The organism is SAR324 cluster bacterium (assembly GCA_015232315.1).
Lineage (GTDB): Bacteria > SAR324 > SAR324 > SAR324 > NAC60-12 > JADFZZ01.
The window spans coordinates 40,085-60,475 of the sequence record JADFZZ010000001.1 but is presented as its reverse complement, the minus strand read 5'-3'; the positions used below and the strand labels follow the sequence as shown (position 1 = coordinate 60,475).

General features: G+C 44.7%; 18 protein-coding genes. 7 read left to right on the top strand and 11 right to left on the bottom strand.

Annotated elements, in window-relative coordinates; all coding sequences use genetic code 11:
- Window positions 1–313: 313 nt before the first annotated feature.
- Window positions 314–1,084, top strand: coding sequence for an SAM-dependent chlorinase/fluorinase (locus HQM11_00250; GenBank protein ID MBF0349426.1), 771 nt, complete (start codon window positions 314–316; stop codon window positions 1,082–1,084).
- Window positions 1,085–1,123: 39 nt separating this feature from the next.
- Here HQM11_00250 and HQM11_00245 read toward each other — a convergent pair whose 3' ends face one another.
- From HQM11_00245 to fliJ, 5 genes are all read right to left on the bottom strand, one after another.
- The gene (locus HQM11_00245) at window positions 1,124–2,602 is read right to left on the bottom strand and encodes a flagellar hook protein FlgE (GenBank protein MBF0349425.1); all 1,479 of its coding nucleotides are present in this window, start codon (window positions 2,600–2,602) and stop codon (window positions 1,124–1,126) included.
- Window positions 2,603–2,670: 68 nt separating this feature from the next.
- The gene (locus tag HQM11_00240) at window positions 2,671–3,486 is read right to left on the bottom strand and encodes a flagellar hook assembly protein FlgD (GenBank protein MBF0349424.1); all 816 of its coding nucleotides are present in this window, start codon (window positions 3,484–3,486) and stop codon (window positions 2,671–2,673) included.
- 11 nt (window positions 3,487–3,497) lie between these two features.
- A complete protein-coding gene (locus HQM11_00235) occupies window positions 3,498–5,003 on the bottom strand; it encodes a flagellar hook-length control protein FliK (GenBank protein ID MBF0349423.1) in 1,506 nt (501 codons plus the stop codon).
- Window positions 5,004–5,089: 86 nt separating this feature from the next.
- The gene (locus HQM11_00230) at window positions 5,090–5,683 is read right to left on the bottom strand and encodes a hypothetical protein (GenBank protein ID MBF0349422.1); all 594 of its coding nucleotides are present in this window, start codon (window positions 5,681–5,683) and stop codon (window positions 5,090–5,092) included.
- Window positions 5,684–5,739: 56 nt separating this feature from the next.
- The gene (gene fliJ / locus HQM11_00225; protein ID MBF0349421.1) at window positions 5,740–6,186 is read right to left on the bottom strand and encodes a flagellar export protein FliJ; all 447 of its coding nucleotides are present in this window, start codon (window positions 6,184–6,186) and stop codon (window positions 5,740–5,742) included.
- 195 nt (window positions 6,187–6,381) lie between these two features.
- On the opposite strand from fliJ, the gene HQM11_00220 reads away from it, so the two are divergent.
- From HQM11_00220 to HQM11_00195, 6 genes are all read left to right on the top strand, one after another.
- Window positions 6,382–6,708, top strand: coding sequence for an STAS domain-containing protein (locus HQM11_00220; protein MBF0349420.1), 327 nt, complete (start codon window positions 6,382–6,384; stop codon window positions 6,706–6,708).
- A 6-nt stretch (window positions 6,709–6,714) separates the two neighbouring features.
- A complete protein-coding gene (locus tag HQM11_00215) occupies window positions 6,715–10,527 on the top strand; it encodes a serine/threonine-protein phosphatase (protein MBF0349419.1) in 3,813 nt (1,270 codons plus the stop codon).
- A gap of 576 nt (window positions 10,528–11,103) precedes the next feature.
- The gene (locus HQM11_00210) at window positions 11,104–11,268 is read left to right on the top strand and encodes a hypothetical protein (protein ID MBF0349418.1); all 165 of its coding nucleotides are present in this window, start codon (window positions 11,104–11,106) and stop codon (window positions 11,266–11,268) included.
- A 27-nt stretch (window positions 11,269–11,295) separates the two neighbouring features.
- Entirely contained in the window at window positions 11,296–11,934 is a 639-nt protein-coding gene (locus HQM11_00205; protein MBF0349417.1) for a methyltransferase domain-containing protein, read from the top strand.
- 164 nt (window positions 11,935–12,098) lie between these two features.
- On the top strand, window positions 12,099–13,463 hold the full coding sequence (locus HQM11_00200; protein MBF0349416.1) for a radical SAM protein: 1,365 nt from the start codon (window positions 12,099–12,101) through the stop codon (window positions 13,461–13,463).
- A gap of 1 nt (window position 13,464) precedes the next feature.
- Window positions 13,465–14,751 (top strand): FAD-dependent oxidoreductase, encoded by a 1,287-nt coding sequence (locus HQM11_00195; protein ID MBF0349415.1) that lies wholly within the window; start codon window positions 13,465–13,467, stop codon window positions 14,749–14,751.
- A gap of 72 nt (window positions 14,752–14,823) precedes the next feature.
- Here the strand turns inward: HQM11_00195 and HQM11_00190 are convergent, their stop codons facing one another.
- The 6 genes from HQM11_00190 to ilvC form a co-directional block, all read right to left on the bottom strand.
- The gene (locus HQM11_00190) at window positions 14,824–15,708 is read right to left on the bottom strand and encodes a class III cytochrome C family protein (protein MBF0349414.1); all 885 of its coding nucleotides are present in this window, start codon (window positions 15,706–15,708) and stop codon (window positions 14,824–14,826) included.
- Window positions 15,705–16,283, bottom strand: coding sequence for a hypothetical protein (locus tag HQM11_00185; GenBank protein ID MBF0349413.1), 579 nt, complete (start codon window positions 16,281–16,283; stop codon window positions 15,705–15,707). Before HQM11_00185 ends, HQM11_00190 begins: the two co-directional genes overlap by 4 nt.
- A 535-nt stretch (window positions 16,284–16,818) precedes the next feature.
- Window positions 16,819–18,297 carry a DUF3369 domain-containing protein gene (locus tag HQM11_00180; protein ID MBF0349412.1) on the bottom strand — a complete coding sequence of 493 codons (1,479 nt, stop codon included), beginning with the start codon at window positions 18,295–18,297 and terminating at the stop codon, window positions 16,819–16,821.
- 7 nt (window positions 18,298–18,304) lie between these two features.
- A complete protein-coding gene (locus HQM11_00175) occupies window positions 18,305–18,775 on the bottom strand; it encodes an EVE domain-containing protein (GenBank protein MBF0349411.1) in 471 nt (156 codons plus the stop codon).
- 1 nt (window position 18,776) lies between these two features.
- On the bottom strand, window positions 18,777–19,115 hold the full coding sequence (locus HQM11_00170; GenBank protein MBF0349410.1) for an inorganic pyrophosphatase Ppa: 339 nt from the start codon (window positions 19,113–19,115) through the stop codon (window positions 18,777–18,779).
- A gap of 36 nt (window positions 19,116–19,151) precedes the next feature.
- Window positions 19,152–20,198 (bottom strand): ketol-acid reductoisomerase, encoded by a 1,047-nt coding sequence (gene ilvC, locus HQM11_00165; GenBank protein MBF0349409.1) that lies wholly within the window; start codon window positions 20,196–20,198, stop codon window positions 19,152–19,154.
- Between the last annotated feature and the right edge of the window lie 193 nt (window positions 20,199–20,391).

Genomic DNA, 20,391 nt, shown 5'->3' with positions numbered 1-20,391 from the left:
TATAGAGGCGACCAGAATATTGCTGGTTGATTGATCTCAGCGTATGGTACTGTTCTCCTATGATAGTCAGTTTATCCTCCGCGCGCGGGATGGTATGTCCGTTATAATCAGAAAAACTCAAAATAATAGACGATTCCAGAAAATTATATTTTTTTTTGCACTTTAATTGATTGCTTATGACATTGCCCACCTCCGGTAGGTGCGAAGCAGAGCTTTGCCTGAGGGATAACGTGCCCCACGGGACGTAGGGCACGAGCAAACTTTTACAACTTACTTTTGCCATTCCTTAGCATCTTCATAAAGGATTTGTTCTATGCCTGTGATCACTTTGACCACTGATTTTGGCACCCGTGATGGTTATGTGGGTGCCATGAAAGGTAAAATCCTTTCGATTGTGCCATCCGTCTCACTGGTGGATATCACGCACGACTTGCCTCCGCAAAATCTCATCGCCGCAGCCTATTGTATTCAACGCTCCCTTCCCAGTTTTACCCAGGATACGATTCATATTGCGGTGATTGATCCCGGTGTTGGCTCAGACAGGGGGGGACTTGCCATAAAAACACCTCATGGAATCTGGATCGGCCCTGATAATGGCATTGTTTCACTACTGCTGAACACCGTGGTTGCGGAACAAATAGTGCGGATTCATAAACACACGCCTTTCTGGCAATCTCATGCCAGTTTTGACGGACTCGCAGTGTTTGCTCCTGTTGCCGCTCACTTGTCTCGTGGAATGTCGTTGTTCGATGTGGGCGTCCCTGCTTCATCTTTTCAGAAGCTCCAGGTCCCTGATTCGGTTGAAACTGCCGGCTATGTTGCGGGAACGGTTATTTTGTTCGATCGTTTCGGGAATGCGCTGACCAATTTGCGTGCATCGCAATGGCACACCAGACCTGTAAAAATTTTTTTCAGGAATCAGGAAATCCCGTTATATCATCATTATGAAGCCGGAAGATCTGAACCATTGATGGCCCTGATCAACAGTGATGGATTGCTGGAACTCGCCTGTTATGCCGATTCCGCTCAAATACGCTGGGATCTCAAAGAAAATGAGGAAGTGAGAATTGTGTTTCAGGAGTGATGTCTGAAGCCTGTGGCGGGCCGAAGCCCGCGCCTTGTGTTATCGTTTGAGGTTGACCATTTCCTGGATCATTTCATCCGCGGTGGTCACTGTTTTAGCGTTGGCCTGGAAGGCGCGCTGGGTTTCAACCATCTTCACAAATTCCCGTGCCAGATCCACGTTGGATTGTTCCAGCGTCTGACTGCGAATCTCTCCAAATGCGCCCACACCCGGTTCACCAAGAATTGCCTTGCCTGAATGCGGAGACGTTTGAAACAGATTATCACCCTGTTTGAGCAATTTTTGTGGATTGTCAAATTTTGTGAGGACAATTTTGCCCATAGGTCGCATATACCCACTATCAAAACGACCCATCACCACACCACTGGATTCGACAACAATGCCTTCCAGTGTACCACTTGGATGCCCATCGGCATCGACCCCGATAATACTGTTGGGAGACGCAAACTGGGTGAGTCCTTCCAAACCTGTACGTTCATCATTGGGATCATCCGGATTGGAGCCCATACCAAGACTGATACCGATCACCTGCGGTGCGTCAGAGCCAAAATCAACCGTGATCTGCGGTTTGCCTGTGTCAGGATTGACAGGTGCCGGTTGCAAAATCGGCGGACCGGAAGGTAAGGGCTGACCTGTGTTTGGATCCACACCTCCTGGTTGCGCTATAAATTGTCCGCCTGTGGATTGAACCAACCGGCCATCATCTGTAAATTGCAGAAATCCACCACCGACAGCCACCATTTGCCCCGGTCGTTGGCCAACTTCCTCGCCTTCAAACAGCGTGTACCATTCCCATTGGTTGCGGATGGCTGGAATCACCTGTCCACTGTTGGGATCAACCTGTTCCGGAATGTCCGGTCGTTTGCGATAGACAATCGTGGCGGTGTGGTCTGCGCCTGACCGGTCATAAACCGTGGTGGTGGTAGAATAATTGTACATATTACTTTTCACGTTGGTTGGATCAAACGGGGTGTCCAGCACAGCGGCACCCGCATCCAGATTGGCCGCGACCTTGATACCGGAATCCATCCGTCCATCACCGGTCGGTACAGGTGGATCAATCGTTCCCAGCACTTTCAGTGGCTTGGGCAGTCCAACAGCTTCTTTGGTGACAGGATCGACATCCTTGGTCAACACATTCAATCCTCTGTCAGTAGACAGTTGACCATTTTTATCATAAGTGAACTGTCCGGCCCGGGTATAATAACGTCGGCCAAACTGATCCTGCACGGTAAAAAAACCTTCCCCGTTGATCGCCATATCGCTTTGCAGTTCGGTTTGTTCAAACGCGCCCTGAGTGAAATTTTGATTGATGCTGGCAATTCCCACACCCTGACTGACCTTGGTAGGGCCTGTGCCTTGTGGAAAATCCGAAGAAAGCACGTCTTCAAAAGAAACATGGGCGGCTTTGTAACCAAAGGTATTAACGTTAGCGATATTGCTACCTACCACCGTCATGGCCCGGCCAAAAGCCGTTACACCGCTGGAACCTGTTGTTAATGCGCCTAGCAAGCTCATAGAACTACTCCATTAAAAATGAACAATTACGACTGTTTTCCAGAACAAAAATGATGCATCCATTGCATTTATTTGATTTCCTCAGGTTTGGAAGCCTGGGAATAAGCAGGCGGAATCACAAGTTTCCGCGTATTTAAATCCTTGCGAAGCGGCAAGGGCATTGCGCTGTCAAAACGGCGCAGAGAGTCATTGCCCAAGCGCTGAATTTTTTCAGCAGGTAGCCATTCTCCATTGATTTCCACCATGGACCGGCCATTTTTGAAATCCAGTTTGGAGATTCTGCCTTTTTTATTTTGAGACACTTCGATATTTTCGCCAGTTTCGGTTTTGGCAATCACTTCATAGCGGAAAGCTCCATCTGACAGCACATCACCGTCATCATCCTTTCCATCCCATGTTTCAGCGTGTTCTCCCGGACCTTGATGATCCATGTTGATCGTGCGGACCATGTCGCCCTTGTCATTCGTGATATAAATGCTCACTTTGGCCGCATCGCCTCCCAGTGAGTAGGTGACCGGTGCGGAAACCCCGCCTTTCAGGGTGAGTGTTGGACTTGCGAGTTCAACATCCTTATCCAGATAAACACTGGAACTGGCTTGAGCGATATCAGACTGATGGGTCAGCAGTTGATCCATTTTGGAGTTCATGTTCTGCAATTGCTCCAGGGTTCCCATGGCAGAAAGCTGGGCCATCATGCTTTTGCTGTCCATGGGGTCCATGGGATCCTGATTGGCCATCTGGGTCATCAGCAAGTTGAGAAAATCCTGCTTTCCCAATTCTTTTCCATCTTTACTGTCTTTGGGCGGCCCATGCGTTTTGACGGCGGCATTGCGTTGGGAATTGCTGGCCTGACCTAATGCCTGTTGGACGGCTGTGGTATCCATACAGATCTCCTTTAAGCGTATAAACTGAGTCCGGATGCCGCTGAAGGCCTCCGGATTGATGCCATCACAGGAACTTCACGTTCCAGACGGTTTGACTGAGTGGCGCCAATATGGTCCTGGGCAAAGCCGCCCTGATTGGGCGATTGCTGAAACTGGGAATTGGACCGCTGATCAATGTTGACTGAGAGATTGAAATTTGAAAAAGAAAAATCCTTTTCGATGAACCGGTTTTTGAGGTCGTTCATACTGGCTTCAATCATTTGTTTTGCCATGGGATTATCCACTCTCATTTCCACAGAGAGGTTATCTCCATCCTGCATGACTTTCATTGTAAGCTTGCCGAGATGTTCAGGATTGAGTTCCATGGTTATTTCCTGAGGGTCGCCATTTCCGGAATTGACCCTGCTGACAATCTGCTCCAGATCAAACGGACTATCCACTTTTCTGGGTGCGGTGTTTTCATGGGTTTTTGTTTCGCGCGACAAGGCTTTCAATTCGTTGGACGCTCCCTGCACTGAATCCAGTGAAAATTCTGACTCTTCTATTTCATGTTCCTGTAACATCGTATCCGGATTGGCAATCATGGCTCCGGCCATACCCGAGGGCATGGTTGTTGCCTGCATCATATCCCTGGTTTTATCATGTTGAAACATCTGCTTCATGATATTTTGCTGCTGTTGCAACAGGTTCAGCTTTTGGGTTTCAGGAGTGGGTAAGGGTTCTACTCTGGAAAGTGCCGGGTCGGTTTTAAGATTCATTTCTTCCAGTTTGGCGGAATCGACACGGTGGAAAAAATCCTTGAGGGAAATACCTTTTTTGGGTGCGACGGCTAATCCTTCCTGAATGGCTTTTTCCTGTTCTGACTGCCGAACCACACTTTTTTGAAGACTTTCTCCAATAGAAATGGTCGCACGGTCTGAAGCTGCTTTCTGGCCAATAGTCACACGGGGATCAGCCTGCATCTCAGGAGAATTTTCCTGAGCTTCTAAAGAAAATTCTGCTTCTGCCGATGTCTCAGGCAAGCGATTATGATTAACCTTGTTGGAGGATTGAAGCCATGAAGCAACGCGTTTTTGAGGACTTGTCTCAAGGGATTTTGAAGATTCAGGGCTTACAGCCTGCTGTGGCGAAGGGGGCACTCCGACTCGGATATCAGGAACAGAAGGTTTGTTTTCAGATGACCTTGAACTCGGTTGCATGGAAGCTAACTCTGCGCGAAATGGAGTGATTGCCATGACCGGGACTGTGTTTTCGTCAATGTCGGTTGCTTCCGTCTCAGTGTCGAGATCTGCCATATCAAGATCTTCCACAGGAACGCCAAACAGCATGTCTTCATTGGTTTCCACAGGAGTCAGCGCGGAGGCCATTGCAGGCGAATAAACGCTACGGCTGAGTGCCTCATCCAAGGAATTTTGGAAGTCAGGGGCCATTTGAGAATCCATGGCTACGCCAGGCATTCCCATCACGTCTCCTTGTGCATTGCCGGGAGAAAGGGCATTTGAAATCGCGGAAATCATAGATAGTTCATCAAAAAGATAAATTGGGAGTGATCCACTTCAAACAAGAAACCTCTTCCATAAGATTTCTTCTGATACAAATGATGCTATTGCTTTCTCGTCATTCCTTCAATCAATTGCGCGGCCTTGTCAGGTTTCATGCTGGCCAGAATTTCTGACGATTTTTTTTCTTTCAATTTTAAAAGAATCTGGATGGCTGTTTTCGTGTCCAACTGTGAAAGCGATAGAGCCGCTTTCGGCGATTCCATTTTATCATAAAAATTGACAGCCTTATTGAACTGATCTGTATCCAGAATTTTTTTTGCTTCAATATCCTGCGCAATGCTTTTTTGCATCAGTTCAAGTTGTTCAATCTGACGTTGTATGTCTTCTTTCAATGAGCGTAATTGGGATTCACGTTGCTCAAGCTGGCTTTCCTTGCTTTGGAGCTGTTTCTGATATTCAACCAGTCGTGTGAGAATTTTCCGTTCACTGTCAGTGAATTCATGTTTGGGCGGTTCTTCTTCCTGCTTTGTTTTGTCTTCAGGAGGTGGACCCGCGCAAAATCGAAGATTGAATTTGGTACACAGATCTTCCACAGGTTTCGGTATGCTATAAGCGGGCCTCGCCGATGTCAGAAATAGACAAAACACGAGAATGAAAGTATAAAGTATTTTTGAATTCAGTGGTTTATCATTCATTTTTTTTAATCATACGCTATGGATTAGAATAATGGGGCTACGGCTTCAGGAAAAAATTATCGCTCTTTATTCTTCAAATTATACTGGTTCTGGGAAATTTCATCCATCATGGCCTGTTCAATCCGTTTTTGTTCTTCCTTGTAACGAGATTCCTGTTTTTCTTTGAGAATTTCCAGAATTCTCTTTTTCTGGGTGGCTTTGATCAGCACTCTCTGTCTGGAATCGGCCAGTTGCTGTTGCTCTTTCAATTGCCGGGAGAGTCGTTTGAGATCCTGTTTCACCCCTTGCTGATAATTGGAATGAATTTGTAACTCCATGATAGTGAAGCCCTGCCTTTTGGAAACATCCAGTTGCTGTTCGCGCTCAGACAGAGATTGTTTAATTTCATCCATGTGGGTCTGGATTTGCTGAACAACCTGTAACTGTTCAGCAAATTCTTTTTGTTTCAGTTTTTCAAAGCGTTGGCGCACATTCAACGCTGTTTGGAGTTTGAATGGTTTCATAGTCAACCGGTAAAAATAGGGCATTTTCCAGACATCAGAAACAGAATTGCAATTATCTTGCACAACTGCGTCTGTTGCTTTTTTTTGTGAAAAATAGTTTAAGGCCTTGATTTTATCACATGGCCCTCTGTAGGAATAAATACAACGTATAAATAATTGTTTCCCCCTCCGATGAATAAAAACAAAAGGTCAATTATGATTGAAGTGGAACATGAAGGGATTGTCTGCAAAATTGTCGTTCTCGATCATTTTTCTCTGGATGATGTCCATGATGTGATTGAGGACGTTGAATCAGCACAAGCCCGGAAAGTATTGATAGATTTATCACAGATAGAAGTTCTAACTTCATCCAATATCGGCTTGCTGGTCGCCATGTACAATAACCTGAAAGAGATCAATGTGGGGATGTCCTTATGCAACCTTACCGCAAAAAACCGCCACCTGGTTTCTATTGCTAAACTGGATACGCTCTTTTCGGTGTTTGATACCGTTGACGCCGGGGTATCAGCTCTCAATCAATAGGTAATTATGGGACAGCAAGACTTGCTTTCCATGTTGTTCCGTACAGACCGGATCTTTCCTTATCTGCTTCCTTCTCTTTTCACCATTGTTTTCAGTAGCATATTTCTCACCTACACGTTTAAAAAGGAACGCGAATCTCAATCCAGCCGTTTTTTTGCGATTCTCTGTTTGCTGCATTTATTTTCCGCGGTGGATGTCAGTCTGGGTTCCCTCATGGTGTCAGGGAATACGTGGCTCGAATTCATCAAACTCCATTATTTTATTTATCTCCTCATTCTGCCGGTTGAAATTCAGTTCATGCATCGTGTGACCGGACAGTCACAGCGACACTGGCTGGAGTGGACGATGTATACCATCGCGCTGGCTTTTTTTCCATCAACCTTCACCGAGTTTTATTTCAAAGGTAGTGTTGAGTTTTCCTATGGGTTTACGCTTAGCGGTGGCGCGGGTTTATATTTACTCACACTGCTACGCTGGGGAACCATGGTTTATGGAGCCTTTCTGTTTTACCGTTTCAGAAGTCCTATCCCACTGCGTCAGGAAACCTACCGCTGGGTGTTTTCAGGCGTTCTGCTGGGCTGGTTCATGGAGATTCTCAGAACATTTCCCATGGAAGGCAAAGAATGGTATCTGCTGAGTCAATCACGGTTTTTACCGCTGACCCTGATTGCGGTTGGCTTGTGGAAAAATTCCTGGAAAAATTATTTTAAAACACTGGTTGTCAGTGGGCAGTTTTCAGGATTTATGCTGCTGATCACTTCAGGTATTTTTGGCGGCAATGTGATCGCACTGCTGTACCATTACTGGACAGGAAATGCGGTCGTTCTGGAAAAATCGCCCTATTTGATCAGTATCTTATTGGCGCAGGTGGCGTTTTTTGGCGCGGCACTCTGGTGCCTGCAAGCAGGAAGACGCCGAATAGAAAGTATTTTACTGGGGATGATGTGCCTGCTATGGGCCTGCCTTATTGAATTTGCCTATTTCCTCTCCACTCATTCTTTTGGTACGTGGGAAATCTGGATCCTGCGAACCGGTCTCAGTTTTCTGGTAATTCAGGGATTGCTGCACATTTGGTGGTTTGTGACTGTTCTTGATACCTATACAATCTGGAAACGTTTCAATCTCTGGAGTGTGCTGGTATTGATCATGTTTTTGTGGGGTGAACAGATTGCTGAATCCAACTCATTCTACACCAATGGTATTGTGATTATTGAATCAGGAGGCGCAGGAGCTTTTCTGACGCTGTTATGGTTTCTGTTTCAGCAAATTCTGGCCGTTCAAACCATTGGTTCCAGTATGTTTTCGCAACGGAGAAAACGGAAACATCGCTATATTCTCAGTGGAATTCTGCTCCTGATAATTTCGTTACTGGCTGGATATACCGATCGTTCCAGTATTGCCGGACAGTACCCGTATGCCTTGTTATTCATGATTGCGGCATATGCCCTGATGATTTATGTCACACATACGACAGAAGACTGGATGGTCTCACTGGTTCGATGGAAACGCACAAAAAAATATCTGATGTATGGTTTTATCTATGCCGGCTTTGCCGTGCATCTGTTCACTGTGCTGTATCTGTTCAGTAATTTTCACCATGAACTGATATTCAACGCGGTGGTTCCTTATGGCATTCCGGCGGCCTTGATGATCATTTTTTCCTGTTTCGGCGCAATCCTGGTTCTGAAAAAAACCCAGTTTCCCAAAGAAACGCTGATGATGGGCGTCGTTCTCATTATTTTCAGTTTTTACGGACTCGAATTTCTGGTGAACCAGATCATCGGTCATTACGAATGGAGTCTCAAAATCGCAAGAATCCGTTATTTGATGCTGGCGTTGCAATTAGGTGTGGCGATCCGGTTTTTTCTGTGGCTGATGGATTACAAGCCCGGTCGTTTGTGGTTGCTGTTGGTTTATGGCTTATGTGGCACCCTGGCGATAACCTCCCAAACACCATGGTTGATCGTAGATATTGTGGATTATCCCTGGGGGCGCTTCGCTTTGGCAGGTCCCCTGTATCTGCCTTTGGAATTAGGGGTCATTGTGATGCTTCTGTCTGTGACCTATACTATTTACAAAAATTATCACCAAATGACGATGATCCGCAGAGAACAGGTGATTTACATCCTCATTGGTCTGGGTGGCGCAGCCGATCTCATGTTGCTGGATATGCCACTGGTGGAATGGTTCCAGTGGTATCCACCCGGGAATTACGCGTTTTTACCGATCCTCATCATGATCTATGGCTTTTACAGGGGGGATATTCCGTATGCGCAGTCATTTTTCCGCAAGAGTCTGTATTGGTCAGGGATTTTCTGGTTATTTTACGAAATCGCGTTTGTGCTGAACATGGTCAACAGTCAGAATACCCTGCAATGGTATGCGCAGGTAATTTTTGTCTGTTTTGGCGGAATTTATCTGTTTCAAAGTCTGTGGATGCGAACCGTAAATCTGTTTTTGGGACACAGTCGCAGATATGAACTGAACACACGCCTGCGACGACTGACATCTGAATTATCCAATGCCCGGCAACTGGAAGACATTTTTCAGAGCATTTCAATGCATTTGCTTGCGGAATTATTTTCCATGCACTGTGCGGTCGTGTTTTATAACAAAAAGGAGAATTCGTTTGATGGTTGGCAGAAAACCAATATTCGGCGCAGTCTGTTCTGGGAGCATCAGGCAAAAGAAGACCCTGTCTCCCTGATGCACTTTCCGGCAGATCTCCCGCTGTTCAGCATGCTTGAAACCTACCCGATGCATCGGGATACATTTCGGGATTTCAAACAGGGGAACCTTGATAATCATCTGAGCATGGGGTCTCTATTGAAAAATACGGAATGGTTTTGCGGAGTTTTTTCTGGTGAAACCCTTGTGGGCATCATGTTTTTGGGGCACAAAATCAATGGAACGCATTATCTTGAATCAGAATATGAATTTCTGGCGCATGTGTGTGAATTACTGCCACCCTATATTGAAAACGCGTCCCTCGTTCAAAATCTTGAAAGTCAGGTTCTGGAACGGACCCATTATCTCAACCAGACGCTGGATGACCTGAAACATAAAGACGCGTTGCTTCGAGGGGAACTTGAACTGGCATCCAACATTCAGCAGGGAATATTTCCTGTTCTGCCCCTGTCACATCGAGACTTCAGGATTGATGGTTATTCAAGGGCACTGGGGCAGGTCAACGGCGATTATTATGAAATCATCCCCCTGGAAGACGGATCCTTATATATTCTGATTGCGGATGCGATGGGGCACGGCGTTCCGGCGGCCTTCATCACCATTATGGCCAAACTCTGTTTCTCTGATATTCTCAGGCATCAAAATTCTCCCAAAGCGATCCTGCGAAACTTCAATCAATCCATGTTCCAGATCATTAAAACCAATGAATACCTGACGGCGTTCCTGCTGAAACTCTCTCCTGACGGAAGTGTGATTTACAGCAACGCGTCTCATCCAGCCGCTGTTATTCTTAGACATCAGACAAAAACACTGGAATTCTGGGACACACGTGGTTTGTTCATTGGTGCTATGCCGGACAAGGATATTGGTTTGATTTATGAGGAGCAAACCAGTCGACTCCTGCCGGGAGACAAGGTGTTTCTCTACACAGATGGTCTGATTGAATCCGAAAACAAGAATGGCAGTGGTGAATTTTGGGGCGAAGAACGCGTGGTAAAAGTGTTGGAACAGTGTCTGGATCTGTCGTTGACCGACATGAAATCGTTTTTGCAGGACAAGTGGACACAATTCACCGGTGGCAATTCACGGGATGATGTGACTTTTTTGATCCTTGAAGTGAATGGGCCGTAAGCATTATTCTTTCGCCACTTTTTAAGCCACACGCCACGGATGGCAGATGAGAAAAAACGTAAGCGTTCAGCTTTCAGTATTCAGCTTTCAGTGTTTATGCGCTTCAGAAGCATTATAACTCAATAGCAGAAAATATCGTTTGGCTTCCAGGCCTTGAGAATTTCTGAAAACTGAAAACTGACGGCTGAACGCTTACGAAAGAATACATACCTGAAAAAATTATATTGACCGAATCAGAATATTCAAGTATTCATATATTGAAAGATTTTTATGTTATAAAAATAAAGTTTAATGGGAGTGAGCAATGAGAGAATTGGATTTTATAATATTTGTCGCGATCTGGTTTGTATTGCAAAAGGTATTGTCATCGGTATTTGGGGTTCCCGGTTGAATGGGGAATAATGTTTGTCGCGTGCCGACAAAAAAAGCAAAGCCGGAAGACAAGACACCGCACGAGAGTGATGTGTAAAATTGCGAATGTCACGTGTTGATTTTGAACATCGTTTTTTGTATACAAAGACGGTGACGAGACTGTCATTTATTCATTATTCAAACCTTATGAAAGAGGAGAATATCATGAAAAAAACCATTACAATCAAAGAATTCGCAGATGAATTGATTCGAAGGATCAGCGAAGCGAAAACGATCGACTGTTGCAAAGAGGAACTGGTCAAGTTAGCGACAATAGCCAAAAATGAAATTGGTGAAAAAAAGATTGAAGTCAATTGGAAAAAAGATTGATCCGCAATAATCTGTCCTGGAGAACATATGCATACTGAAATGACCATCGAAACCATCAATCAACGCTATTCCGGCTTGGCTGAAAGCAATTGTTGTTTGTCCTGTGGCAACACACTGGATTATTCAAAGCCTCAAAAAGGTGAAGTCTGTATTGATTTAGGAAGCGGCCGTGGACATGAGCTGTTGAAAATGGCGGTTATGGTTGGAGACCAGGGATTTGCCTATGGAATCGATATTTCAGATGGAATGATCCAAAAAGCCCGAGAAAACGCTGAGAAAGCAGAAATCAGGAATGTGGAATTCATCCAGACGGAACTGGACCAGTTGTTGGTCGCGGATGAAAAAGCGGACCTGGTTGTGTCCAATTGTACCATCAATCATGCCACCAATAAAAACGCTGTCTGGCAGGAAATTTTCAGAGTGATGAAAAAAGGAGGTCGGTTTGTGATCAGCGATATCTATTCCATGGAACAGATTCCTGAAGACTACAGAAACGATCCTGTCGCAATATCTGAATGCTGGGCTGGCGCGGTTACCAGGGATGAATATCTGGCAACCTTGACTAATACTGGTTTTGAACGCATTCAAATTCTTAAGGAAAGTGTTCCTTATGAGAAAGGCAAAGCAACGGTTGCCAGCTTTACCATCATGGGCTGGAAACCCTGATTTTGCCTCTGTTAATTAACCTGAACAAGGAGGATTTATGAAATCATTGATTAAAAAGAAAGATTGTAAATGCAAAGCAGTGGCACAGTGCTGTGCGAAAGTTTCCACAACAGTCGCCGGTTGTCACGATTAAGTTTCAGTAACTTGCGGGTAATGAGAGAAGTGTGTTTGTCATTACCCGTTTTTGGGGTTCAAACATTTATTGCCATCAGGTCAAAGTGATTTTCTCTCATCATAATATTTTTTCACAAATCAAAGATTCTGATCAATTTTTTCTGGTCAACCTGCTCTCAGGAAACGCTGATATTCTCACAGCACAAAAGGCCCGCGAAATTCAGGAAGGGAAATACTCAGACATCGATGAATATATTGAAAAAGGGTATCTCGTTGATGAAAAAGAAGAGGAATCGCGGTTTAAATTAAAGTATCTGGAATTTCTCCAGAACCAGGAACAGGACGAGGTACAGATCTTTTTTGTTCCTCAATACAGTTGCAATTTTGATTGTGAATACTGCTTTCAGGTAGAATACGCCCAAACCCCGAATCCGTTGAAAGAAGAGCTACTCGAGGCTTTTTTTCAATATATTGACCGGGAATTCCACTCACGCAAAAAATATATCACGCTTTTTGGGGGCGAACCGTTTCTGATTGGGAAATTTCACCAGGAAAACATTAAAAAAATCATTGAAAAAGCCAATCAGCGAAACCTCCAGATTGCGGGCGTGACCAACGGTTATACGCTCGAAGAATATATCGATATCCTGAAAACCGCTTCGATCAAGGAAATTCAGGTGACACTGGATGGAACCCGGGAGCTTCATAACAAGAGAAGAGCGTTACGCAACGGCAATGAAACCTTTGACAAAATTGTCTCAGGGATTGATTTATGTTTACAAAATGAAATTCCAATCAATTTAAGAATCGTCGTTGACAAGGAAAATATTGATGATCTGGAAAATCTGGCCCGGTTTGCCATTGAAAAAGGATGGACCGACAGCCAATTTTTCAAGACGCAACTGGGTCGAAATTATGAACTGCACACATGCCAAGCGGATAGCGCCAAATTATTCAGCAGAGTGACCATGTATGAGCATGTGTATGAAATCGTCAAAAGGTATCCTGATTTTCTGAAATTCCATCAACCGGCATTTTCTATTTCAAAATTTTTATTTGAAAAAGGCGAACTTCCAGACCCGTTGTTTGATTCCTGTCCCGCCACCAAAACAGAATGGGCTTTTGATTATAACGGCAACATCTATTCCTGCACCGCGACAGCAGGAAAGACAGGAGAGATCCTGGGGACTTTTTATCCTGAGGTCACAAAAAAAGCTGATGTTATCAGCCGCTGGGGAAAAAGAAATATTTTGTCCATTGACAAATGCCGGAGTTGCAATTTGGCACTGGCTTGTGGCGGAGGGTGTGCCTCTGTCGCAAAAAACAAAACAGGGGAAATTTTATCTGAAGACTGCCGTCCTGTCGATCAATTGATGGGGATGGGCATTTCAACTTATTTCGCAGAGGAGTTGTAACATGGAAAACATTCTTGAAATCAATGAAGCTCAATATGAAGAAGTCGTATTGAATGGAGGCCTGGTCGCGTTTGATTTTTACTCAACCGAGTGTCCTCCCTGCGAAGCCCTGGCTTCAAAATTTCATAGCCTGCATGACGTGTATGGCCATGATATTAAATTTGTAAAAATATTCAGGCAGGGGAACCGTGAACTGGCCAATAAACTTGGCGTCAACAGTTCTCCCACATTGTTATTTTATAAAGATGGCCAGCTCATCGGGAAAAAATTGACAGGCGGTATCAAACGCGCGGAGATCATGGAAAACCTTGACAGCATGATCGGCACTGAGCGGGCCAGAGAGTTGAAAAGCGGAATCAAACCCTTTGAAACAGAATGTGATGTTCTGATTCTCGGGGCAGGTCCTGCCGGTTTGACTGCCGGAATTTATACGGCTCAGGCAAAACTGAAAACGATTATCGTGGATATCGGTCTTGCGGGAGGACAAGTCTCCAAAACCCACCTGGTCAGTAACTTCCCTGGATTCACCAAGCCCATTGAAGGCTTCATGCTGATGCACAATATGAATGAGCAGGCGGTCGAGGCTGGTGTGGAGCGACGGTATGCGGTGGATGTGACTCACGCTGATCTGGAAAAAAAAGAGATCATCATTGATGGCGTCGAAACGATCCGGGCCAAAAAAATCATTGTTGCCACCGGTTCAACCCACCGGCTTTTGGGAGTTCCCGGAGAAGAAGAATACAAAGGCGATGGCATCAGTTACTGTGCGACGTGTGATGGTAAATATTTTCAGGATAAGGAAGTGGTCGTGATTGGTGGCGGAAACTCAGCGGTGGAAGAATCGCTGTTCATCACCAAATTTGCCACCAAAGTGACCATTGTTCATCAATTTGCGACGTTGCAGGCTAATAAACTGGCTCAGGAAAAAGCCTTCGCCAATGAAAAAATTGAGTTTATCCTGGAACATGAGCCTAGAAAATTTGAAAAAACCCCCACCGGGATGGATGTCACTGTCGAAGATTTAAAAACGCGCCAGCTTAAAACCCTTTCCACTCATGGCGTATTTATATTCGCGGGAATGAAACCCAATATTGATTTATTCGGGGATCGCTTTGAAAAAGACCAGTGGGGATACATCAAAACCGATGTGTTTATGCGGACCACTGTGAAAGATGTTTTTGCTGTGGGAGATGTCGCGAATAATCCTTACCGCCAGATCACCGTCGCGGTATCGGATGGAACCAAAGCGGCAATCACTGCCACCAGAGAAATCGACGACGCGGCCTGAGCCGTGTCTGTTCTCTTGCCTTTCAGTCGCTGTTTCAAGAGCGACTGAAAGGCAGATGCTCAGATCTTACAATCAATCGTCATCGTGATCTTTCTCCCATTTTCTGTTTGTTCCTCTGTTCCATCTGATATCTTTTTCATTGCCGCTTCGGTGGCACTCCACACAATTTTCATACTTATAAATTCCTTCTTCAATATGTTCACTTCTGATTTTTGAGGGGCTATGCTCATGACATTCATAGCAGGAATATTGCTGATAATTACTCTTTAAATGACAGTTGTTGCAATCCTTAGGATGGTGCTTATCAAAAACAAAATATTTTCGATGGTCAAATGTTGAGGGAAGCCATTTATCCTGACTATGACATTGCCCGCAACTTCCTGCAACTTGTTGGTGAAAATTATCTTTGGGTGATGGATGGCATGCGACACAATCTTTAAGGGTAACAGAATCCAGCACACTATGCTCGAAGCGCGCAGGGACCCATTTTTCCAGATTATGGCATTCAGTACAGTTTTGTGGAACATGCGCATGCAACGAATCTTCAGGGCTCTTGTGACAGGCCGTACAATTGGTTTTGATCGAAGAATTCAACAGCTCATGAGAAAATCTTGTTACCGGTTTGACCGATTTAAATCCCTGATGTTCCGCATGACAACTGATACAGTCCGCTTCATTCAAATTTTGATGAAATGCGACTGTGTCTTTTTTCTCCCTTTTAATGGGAACCCCTTTGGATGTCATCAAGCCAATATCATCCACGCGATGGCAGGAAATACATTTATTTACAGGAGTTCCCTGAAAAAGAGTGTGACAGGATAAACAATTTGTTGTTAATTCCTGATGTGCGTCCATGAGTTTTCCCGGACTTAACAGCCAATGAGGATACAAGAAACTGAGAACTACACAGGCCAGTAATAATATAGTCAGAAGAGGATAGATGCTTCTTTTTTTCATTTCCACTCCCAGAATAGAAAAACAGTCACAATGTGGATGATGGACAAAACAGAAAATACCAGGGTAATCGGGAGATGCACAGATCTCCATTTCTTCATTAAATCCACGGCAACCGCGTCCCAGAAAATTGTATTTTCTATTTTTTCCTGGGAGAGCCCTTGCTGTAGAAAATATTTTTTTCTGGAAGAAACTCGTTGTTGGGATCGTTTCAGCAGAAATTCACCTGTTAATCCGCTCATAATTTCCACCAGCATGGCAATGATAGCCAACCAGGGCAGAATTGCGTTAAAATGAATACCACCATGAACCAATATCAGCAATGAACCTGACCATGCGCAAATTTCATGGAAATGCATCCATTTTTTAGGGGATCCCCGTTGAATTTTCTTTCGTTTTCTCAGTGAATAGAGAAAAGATAGCAGAATGATCAAGGTTCCCGGTATTCCTAAATATCTACCGATCCAAACCAATCCAAGCTGGTGTAGCATGACATCCACAATGATTGTTGCCACAATCAATAGTGTGAACTGTGAAAAGAAAGGTAACACTTCTTTTCGAAATAACGATTTTTCCATAAGTGTTTTCATCAATTAAGTTGTGAATAACCATGTGACCTGTGCCTCTTCAGCCAAGTTGAATGCCCACCGCCCAGAAACACGGTCACACATCTCAGACCCGCGATGATGTTTGACTCAGCTAATGGAAAAACCCATGATATTCAATCAGACGTATGACGGATCCTTAAAAACCATTTTATTTCAAGAATCTAAATGCATTTATCCGTCAAATAACAGAATACTGCCCAGGCATGGTTCAGTGCCGTATTTCCGTTACGTTTTCGTCACTCACAGGTTGTATTGCTTTTATGGTCAACGGCAGGCAAAAGATAACAGAAGAATTTTTGATGTACAGAGACCAGGGGGGTTCCACACCAATTCTGAAATGAGAGCTATGAAATATTATCGACGATTACAAAATTTGATTCTTAACCCCTTCCCTGCTTGACACGGAATCCATGGGTATGCGGCGCTCTGTGGACTCTGGATACCGGATCAAGTCTGGTATGACACAACTCTTAAAATTCCAGATTTCACCCGTCTGAAGTATAATTCAGACTTCCAGAAATACGTCCAGATGTTCAAGAAGGAGAGACATCAGTTCAGGATCATGTCTGGTTCCCGGGAGAGCAAGCAATTTACTTTTGATGCTGTCCAGGTCCCTGTCACCTTGAGGGGAACTGTTTATCACCTCTGTGAGATCGTTGGCCAAGGCAACTATTTTTGTATAGAGATGGATCTCATTGTTAAGCAGACCCTGTGAAACACCTTGCGCCTGATACGCCTGAATCTGGAGTGTGATGGTGATCGCGGATTGGATGAATGAAGAATAGTCTTCTGTTGTTTGGGCTGGAATCATTTGCAAAGTTGACGGAAGTAGCAATTGGCGCAGATGATAAATGCTGGCCGCGTTTTTAAGATGCTTCGCCTCGTCCTCAGAAAGTCCATACCTGAGTGCCAGCATATGGGCATATTGCGGGGCTTTATTGAAAAAATGGCTTATTTTTTCGAACTGGTTCTGATTTCGGGAAAATTCCTCCATAATATTCATAAAACGTTCCAGCACGCATACCAGTTGATGTTTGACATCAAGGTTAGAATAAGCCGTTTTGATGTGCAGAGAAAAGAAATCCAGCAATTGCCAATCGGTTTGAGTGAGTTCGTTGTGACTTTCAAGAAACAGAATGCTGGCGCCCAGATTATGTCCTTGAAAATAACCAATGTAGTGATGATCCGAGTACAGATTTTTTTGATTGTGCACCACTGACAGGCAATCGTTCAAAGCGGTGACATTCAGGATTTCGGATAAATTGTTATGTATCTGTGTTTCATATTTGCCGGTTGCGGCAATGATGTCAAAGGCCGGTTTTTGCAATGAGTTGGAAACATGACAATAGATGGCATGTGGACTGAGATTGAGAATGGAGACAATCTGACTGAGACTTCCAGACGCAAACTTCCTCATGGACGGCAAATTATAAAGGTTGCACGAGGATTCAATGATTTTTTCAAGAGAACGCCGGTTGTTTTCAATGGTCATGAGATCACGGTATGATCTCAATGCGGAGAACATGGTGGTGAACAGTTTAGGGGCAGTTAACTCTGTTTTTGCTTTATAATCATTGATATCATACTCGACAATCACTTTTTCTTCCGGTGCCTGTCCCGGTTGTCCGGTCCGCAGAACAATGCGCACCAACTGGTTTTGCAGTTCATTGCGAAGGAACCTGACCACCTTGAGTCCGGAATCATCTTCTTCCATCACCACATCCAGCAGAATAACAGCGATATCCGAATGCTGGAGAATGATTTTGCGGGATTCCGCTCCGGAGTAGGCGCTGACGAATTCCAGCCCTCTGTTCATGAAAGTAAAATTTCGTAACACCATTTTTGTCAGAAGATGAATTTCTTCCGCATCATCCACAATCAATACTTTCCATTTCTGAGTCGCAAGCTCCTCCTTGGAAGCAGCCTGCCTGGGGGAAAACAATGGTTTCTTGCTGTATTGAAATTTATTTTCACTGGAATCCATTGCAACCTCAAAGAGATGATGAATGTGCCAAATCAAGAATGATGGTGTATTCCTCCTTCGTGACGGGTTGGATCGAAAGTCTGGATCCCTTACGCAATAACATCATGGGTTGGAGTTCAGGAATCGTTTTCAGATAATCCAGCGAAAGTGGATTTTTGAATTTTTCCCGGAACCGCACAGCCACCATAAACCAGCGCGGTTGATCAGGGGTACTTTTGGGATCAAAGTAGGGACTGGAAGGATTCCAGGATGTGGGATCAGGATGGGCTGTTTGAACTATTTCAGCCAATCCCGCAATGGAGGGGGAAATACGGCTGTGATAAAACAGAACCATATCGCCTCTGGACATTTCATCACGCATGTAATTGCGTGCCTGATAATTTCTCACACCATCCCAGCTTTCTGTTTGCTGAGGACACTGCCTCAAATCATCAATGGAAAAGACGTTTGGCTCTGATTTCATCAGCCAGTATTTCATATCATTCTTCTGAATCGCCAACCCGGACAGGTTGCATTTTCATGGCAATGCTACCTTTTTTCAACCAGAGTTTGGCCATTTCAACGGTAACGCCATCCGGTCGAGTCTGGCTGGATAACTCTTCCGCAAAGATGATGTCTTCCTGCCGAAATTCAAAAACAACCCCATCCCGGTCCCAGGGATGAGTGAGCAGAAGAACCATGTTGGGATTATAATGATGGCGAAGAGCTCCTGAAAAAGGAATGGCATCCACTTCCAGATCTTCACTTTTCCTGAATCTCTGATGAGACTGCATTGCATAATATTGGCTGCCTTCACCTAAGAGCTTTAATCCTGACATAACACTCCTCAAATAATTCCTTGATGGTTCATTTAATTACCTGGCATTTTCCGGACGTAATGGACGCAAGGCCTTGCCTGCCTGCCACATTTCCTGATCCTGCATGGCTTGTAACTCTTTTTCCAGTTCAACACGATAATTCGCACGGGAATTGGAATCAATGGAGAGTTTGGCTTCATTGCCGGTAATCACGCTCTGATAGCATTCTTCAATCACGGGTTTGACGGCCTTGTGAAATTTGGGGGCCCAGTCCAAAGCACCGCGTTGGGCTGTGGTGGAACAATTGGCAAACATCCAGTCCATTCCTTTTTCGGCAATCAATGGATACAGACTTTGCAAAGCTTCTTCAATGGTTTCATTGTACGCTTCAGAGGGGGAGTGACCATGCTCTCTCAACACTTCATACTGCGCAAGGAACGCACCCTGGATCAAACCCATCAACACACAACGTTCGCCCGTCAGATCACTGTGAACTTCCTTCTCAAAAGTGGTCTGAAACAGATGTCCGGACCCGATGGCAAACGCGGTGGCAACACAACGGTCTTTGGCTTTTCCTGTGAAATCCTGATGAATGGCCCATGACGCATTGATTCCGCGACCTGCTTCAAAATGTGTTCTGACAGTCAAGCCGCTACCCTTGGGTGCCACCAGAATGACATCCACGTTGGCCGGAGGAATGATGTTTGTCTGATCTTTGAAAACAATACCGAAACCATGAGAAAAATACAGTGCGTCTCCTTCCTTCAGGTTTGCTTTCACAGTGGGCCACATGGCGATTTGTGAAGCATCCGACAGCAGGTATTGAATGATGGTTCCCCGTTTGGTGGCTTCCGCGATTTCAAACAGATTTTTTCCGGCAACCCAGCCATCAGCAACTGCTTTGTCCCAACTGGAGCCCGGTCGCAGACCCAGAATGACATTGAATCCCTGATCGCGCATGTTGAGACTTTGTCCTCGTCCCTGTGGACCATAGCCCAGGATGGCGGTCACTTCTTTGTCTAAAATTTTCTTACATTTTTCAATCGGGTAATCCGCTCGTTCGATGATCGTTTCAGTATGGCCGGCAATGTTGATATTTTTCATGTAAATTCCTCTGGGAATGAGTCTGCTGTTTCCGCAAACATTCAGTGGTTCTGTTACCTGAATGCTTACATGCGTTATCACGGAAAACCCGTAAAACTTTTCGGGTTATTTGCTATGAACTCGAGAATGATGAGTATTGAAAAATGAGTAACAATTTTTTCAAAGAACTCGCACCTCAGAAACCCTTCATTGA

Coding starts and splice junctions, on each gene's coding strand:
- HQM11_00250 (MBF0349426.1), top strand. CDS start 314: ATGCCTGTGATCACTTTGACCACTGATTTTGGCACCCGTGATGGTTAT.
- HQM11_00245 (MBF0349425.1), bottom strand. CDS start 2,602: ATGAGCTTGCTAGGCGCATTAACAACAGGTTCCAGCGGTGTAACGGCT.
- HQM11_00240 (MBF0349424.1), bottom strand. CDS start 3,486: ATGGATACCACAGCCGTCCAACAGGCATTAGGTCAGGCCAGCAATTCC.
- HQM11_00235 (MBF0349423.1), bottom strand. CDS start 5,003: ATGATTTCCGCGATTTCAAATGCCCTTTCTCCCGGCAATGCACAAGGA.
- HQM11_00230 (MBF0349422.1), bottom strand. CDS start 5,683: ATGAATGATAAACCACTGAATTCAAAAATACTTTATACTTTCATTCTC.
- fliJ (MBF0349421.1), bottom strand. CDS start 6,186: ATGAAACCATTCAAACTCCAAACAGCGTTGAATGTGCGCCAACGCTTT.
- HQM11_00220 (MBF0349420.1), top strand. CDS start 6,382: ATGATTGAAGTGGAACATGAAGGGATTGTCTGCAAAATTGTCGTTCTC.
- HQM11_00215 (MBF0349419.1), top strand. CDS start 6,715: ATGGGACAGCAAGACTTGCTTTCCATGTTGTTCCGTACAGACCGGATC.
- HQM11_00210 (MBF0349418.1), top strand. CDS start 11,104: ATGAAAAAAACCATTACAATCAAAGAATTCGCAGATGAATTGATTCGA.
- HQM11_00205 (MBF0349417.1), top strand. CDS start 11,296: ATGCATACTGAAATGACCATCGAAACCATCAATCAACGCTATTCCGGC.
- HQM11_00195 (MBF0349415.1), top strand. CDS start 13,465: ATGGAAAACATTCTTGAAATCAATGAAGCTCAATATGAAGAAGTCGTA.
- HQM11_00190 (MBF0349414.1), bottom strand. CDS start 15,708: ATGAAAAAAAGAAGCATCTATCCTCTTCTGACTATATTATTACTGGCC.
- HQM11_00185 (MBF0349413.1), bottom strand. CDS start 16,283: ATGGAAAAATCGTTATTTCGAAAAGAAGTGTTACCTTTCTTTTCACAG.
- HQM11_00180 (MBF0349412.1), bottom strand. CDS start 18,297: ATGGATTCCAGTGAAAATAAATTTCAATACAGCAAGAAACCATTGTTT.
- HQM11_00175 (MBF0349411.1), bottom strand. CDS start 18,775: ATGAAATACTGGCTGATGAAATCAGAGCCAAACGTCTTTTCCATTGAT.
- HQM11_00170 (MBF0349410.1), bottom strand. CDS start 19,115: ATGTCAGGATTAAAGCTCTTAGGTGAAGGCAGCCAATATTATGCAATG.
- ilvC (MBF0349409.1), bottom strand. CDS start 20,198: ATGAAAAATATCAACATTGCCGGCCATACTGAAACGATCATCGAACGA.